Source organism: Bifidobacterium sp. (genome assembly GCF_051876855.1).
In the GTDB taxonomy this organism is placed as follows: domain Bacteria; phylum Actinomycetota; class Actinomycetes; order Actinomycetales; family Bifidobacteriaceae; genus Bifidobacterium.
This window is the reverse complement of sequence record NZ_JBJEIH010000114.1, coordinates 1-4,506: the sequence shown is the minus strand read 5'-3', so window position 1 is coordinate 4,506 and position 4,506 is coordinate 1. Positions and strand designations below refer to the sequence as shown.

Below are 4,506 nucleotides of genomic sequence, written 5' to 3'. Positions count from 1 at the left end.
GCATCCGCAGCAGGCGGCGAAGATCATCGCCGAGAAGAAATACTCCTCGATTACCGATGTCACGCTCGCCACCAAGCTGTTCAAGGACTACGACTACAAGGTCCAGGATAACGAGGATGCGGCTATCAAGAGCGATGTGCAGTATTTCACTGATCAGCTCAAGGACATCGGCTTCCTCAAGACCAACGACACCACCAAGCTGGCGGACACCATCTACCAGAAGATCGACCTGTAAACCCAGGCGCAGGCCGACCCCCGTAAGGAGGTCGGCCGCGTCGCCCGTCCCGGAAGTTCCCAAGACGAACCGGTTCGCATGCTCAATCATGCAAGGAAAGAAGACCCATGAGTAGTTTGATAACAGACCTGACTGTGCCACCGGCAGTACGGGCGACCCGACTGACGGCACGCGAGGCTGCGGATGCGCGCGTCACGCGGCGGCAATCCGCGGAGAATCCACGCATCGCCACCTTGCCGTATCCGATGACCATCGTGTTCACCGTCGCAGGTTTCATCATCGCCGAGTTGGTGAGTCTGTTCTTCCCACAAATCGCCCACGTGAGCTTCCCGCAAGGACAGCTGTGGATCTTCTTGCTCACCGGGCAGGAGGCATATCGCGCGCTGCTGGTCATTCTGGCTGTCGTCTACGCGATTGCCGGCATCGTCGATTTGCGTGCGGCTGACAAACGCGAGTACTACCGCAGCCGGGCGCCGTTCCGCTTCGCAATGGGCGTGGCGCTCGCCATGTGGGATATCGCGGGCACCAAATTGCAGACGCTGCCGCAGCCGTTCTTCCCCGGGCCCGCGAAAGTGATGGAGGCATTCGTCACCGATGGTGGGTATATCGTGCTCAACACCTTGTATTCGACGCGTCTGTTCATCGCCGGATTCATTGTCGGCGTGGTTCTCGGTGTGGTTACCGGCGTGCTGATTGGCTGGTTCGACAAGGCATATTATTGGGTGTTCCCGGTGTTGAAAATCACCGGTGTTATCCCGTCGGTCGCATGGATGCCGTTCGCATTGACGCTGATGCCGACGCCTTTCGCCGCCGCCGTGTTCCTGCTGGTCATCGCCTCGTGGTTCCCTGTTGCGTTCCTGACCGCACAAGGCATCAAGGGAACGCCGAAAATGCTGGTTGAAGCCGCCCGTACGCTCGGCGCATCCACTCCGTACATCCTGTTCCATGTGGCTATTCCGAATGCGACACCGAGTATTTTCACCGGTATCGGTATGGCGAACAGCTTGTCGTTCTTGACCTTGGTGATTTCCGAGATGATGGGGCAGCCCGGTGGCTTGGGCTACTACATCGACCAGGCAAAAGCATGGTCCTCCTATTACAAGATTCTCGCGGCGATTGTGGTGATGGCAATCCTGTTCTCGCTGATCATGAAGATCATCGAAGTGGTTCGCGGCCGTGTGCTGCGTTGGCAGAAAGGACTCGTACGATGAGCGACATTGAACTCGACCATCTCACCGTCGCAAGTGGCGGGCAGACGCAGGCGGATACACCCACAGGCGTGAATCCTGAACTGTCCATTGAGCATGTGTCCCGTGAATTCACGGCTCCCGACGGAAGTGTCGTCCATGCACTGTCGGATGTCAGCCTGTCCATCTATCCGGGCGAGCTTGTGTCGATTATCGGCCCGTCCGGGTGTGGCAAGACCACGCTGCTTCGCCTTATCGCAGGGCTTGACCATCCGCAGAGCGGAACCTTGAGCCTTGCCGGCGAGCCGATTGAGGGACCGAATCCCAAGCGGGGCTATGTGTTCCAGCAGGGAAGCCTGTTCCCGTGGCTGACTGTGGAAGAGAATATCGCGTTCGGCCTGAAAGCCCAGGGCATTTACAAGGAGCATAAGGCCGATGTTGCCCGGTATATCGAGATGGTCGGTTTGCATGGCTTCGAGCAGGCGTATCCGCATCAGATTTCCGGAGGCATGGCCCAACGTGTGGCGATTGCTCGTGCGCTGATCGACCATCCCGACGTGTTGCTGCTCGACGAGCCGATGGGTGCATTGGATTCGTTCACCCGTGCGGATTTGCAGGATCGGCTGCTCGATATCTGGGAGCAGTACCACATGACGATGATCTTGGTGACGCACGACGTGGACGAGGCGATTTATCTTGGCAGCCGCGTGGTAATCATGACACCCCGTCCTGGGCGGATCAAGGAAATCGTGCCAATCAATCTTGATGCGCGAGATCGTGTGTCCGACGAATTCGCCGCCTACCGCAAGCAATTGCTGACGAAACTGCATTTCGATGCGCATGAGGCGCATGCGGGGGATGACGTTGTTGGGGATGCCCAAGAACCGCTGCCAGACGAGACGCCGGCGAACAAGGAGGATTGATATGGCCGAGATCACGACAGACAACCAAGCGCAACAGGAGGCAGTGGCATTCACTTCGCGGCTGATTCAGTTCGACACACAGAACGCCGGTGACGGCCGGACGCGCGAAACCGAAGCCGCCCAATGGGTAGCAGACCGGCTCGCCGAAGTGGGCATCCGTTCCACGTTGGTGGACAGTGCCCCTGGACGCACGAATCTCATTGCGGATATTCCGGGAGAAAACCCCGATCTGCCTGTTTTGTTGGTCCATGGGCATCTGGATACGGTGCCCGCACGTCTCGAGGACTGGAGCGTCGATCCGCTCGGGGGAGACATCCATCCGGATGCCGATGGAGTCGAATGCGTCTGGGGGCGCGGCGCCATCGATATGAAGGATATGGTCGGCATGTCGTTGGCTGCGTTGCGCGCGATTCTGCGTTCCGGAGGAAAGCCGCGCCGGTCGGTGCGTTTCATCCTGTTCGCCGATGAGGAGGCCGGAGGATTCAAGGGGTCCGAATGGATTGCGCAGCATCATCCCGAATGGTTTGACCACGTCGGTGCCATCATCAGCGAGACCGGTGGATTTGGCGGATACGTGGACGGGCGCCGCGTCTACTACGTGCAGGCAGGCGAGAAAGGCACGCAATGGTTCCGGCTCAACGCGCAAGGAACCCAATCGCACGGTTCGCAGATTAACAGGGACAATGCGGTGGTGAAGATCGCGAAAGCCGCCGCCCGGATTGCCGACTACTCGTGGTCCGCGGATGCCGGACAGGTCGGACAATTGCTGGTGAATCGTCTGCAAGATATCGTCCGTCAAGAGGAAGGACAACAGGGAGAATACGACACGGCAACACTCATCGACCGGACCGGTCCAGCCAAGCCGTGGGTTGCGTCCTCGGTGCGCAACACGTTCAACGTCACATCGATTGATGCAGACAGCACAGTCAATATCGTCCCGGCGAAGGCGAGCGCACTGATTGACGGCAGGGCGCTGCCAGGGCAGGAGGACACGCTGCTTGAACGCTTACGCGAACTCGCAGGTCCGGAGGTGAGCGTGGAAAAGATTCATCGAAGCCGCGGATACGTCACGGATGTGCATGGCGAGCTGTTCACGGCGATTGAACGTACGCTGAGCCAAGTCGATCCAGACGCCGTGATCGTGCCGTTCCTGTCTTCGGGCGGTACGGACAGCAAGGCGGTGTTGAAAATCAATCCGGGTATCGAAGTGTGTGGGTTCATCCCGTTGCGGGTGCCGCAGGGGTTCGATGTCATCGGTAATTTCCATGGTATTGATGAGCATGTGCCGGTTGATGCCCTCAAGTTCGGGCAGGACGTGCTGCAGCGGTTCATCGCCACGTTCTAGCTGGCTTGTCCAAGTGCGCGCATGCGTGGTGCCGATGGCTTGCACGTGTGTGCGTGTTGTCGTGAGATTGAATGGGATTGAACAGGGAATGGAGGAGAATATGGGAACAGCGTCGGGAGCACAGCAGCGGGCGATACCTGGCAAGGAGCGTGCCGCTGGGCTCGGATGGGCGACGCGAGCGCTCGCGTCGGTGGTGTGCGTGATGACATTGACGGCTGTGGCAGGTTGTGGTGCTACAGATAGCGCGGTCATCGTGGGCGGGAATGCGGGTGGTTCGACCAGCCAGTCGATTACGAAGGATGCTCATGACTCGGGTGATACCGCCGATTCTGCGGATTCCTCGGATTCCTCGGATTCTGATGACGCGGCTGATACTTCGGGCAACTCGATGGACGATATGACGATGGACAGCGACGCAGACAGCGGCAATGGCAACGACCAAGGGACTTCCGCCGGCGCGTCGGCTGATACTTCTGCTTCTCCGTCCCCGTCATCCTCGTCGTCATCTTCGATGGATATGGACGGTGATTGCTGCCACCACTGAACACGGGAAGTTTGCAACTGCCTGGTCCAATCTCGAACCCCGCATCCAGCACAACGGATTGATACACCGTGCCGGATGTGGGGTTTCGCATGTGTCGAACCGGATGAGTGCCGTACGCAGGTTACGTGTTACGAACCGGTGTGTGCTGAGGAGGAGAGAAGTGTAGCATCGCCGATGGCGGATTTGGCCGATCTGCCTGTTGGACGGGTTAAATGGTCGAGTCCGTCGTTGTATGAGCCAATCCTCGCACAACGACTGTTTGAGAGGCCGGT

Annotated in this window: 4 protein-coding genes and 1 pseudogene; all 5 read left to right on the top strand. The window is 58.7% G+C overall.

The window, feature by feature from the left end:
* Positions 1-235, top strand: a pseudogene (locus tag ACI38B_RS07420) (ABC transporter substrate-binding protein); the annotation flags it as partial.
* Positions 236-342: 107 nt separating this feature from the next.
* Positions 343-1,446: an ABC transporter permease gene (locus tag ACI38B_RS07415; RefSeq protein WP_439730179.1), complete on the top strand. Its 1,104-nt coding sequence runs from the start codon at positions 343-345 to the stop codon at positions 1,444-1,446.
* Complete coding sequence (locus ACI38B_RS07410) at positions 1,443-2,345, top strand: ABC transporter ATP-binding protein (RefSeq protein ID WP_439730178.1); 903 nt, start codon at positions 1,443-1,445, stop codon at positions 2,343-2,345. Before ACI38B_RS07415 ends, ACI38B_RS07410 begins: the two co-directional genes overlap by 4 nt.
* 1 nt (position 2,346) lies before the next feature.
* Complete coding sequence (locus ACI38B_RS07405; RefSeq protein WP_439730177.1) at positions 2,347-3,690, top strand: M20/M25/M40 family metallo-hydrolase; 1,344 nt, start codon at positions 2,347-2,349, stop codon at positions 3,688-3,690.
* A gap of 100 nt (positions 3,691-3,790) precedes the next feature.
* Positions 3,791-4,234, top strand: a complete 444-nt coding sequence (locus ACI38B_RS07400) for a hypothetical protein (RefSeq protein WP_439730176.1) — start codon at positions 3,791-3,793, stop codon at positions 4,232-4,234.
* The last annotated feature ends 272 nt before the right edge of the window (positions 4,235-4,506 follow it).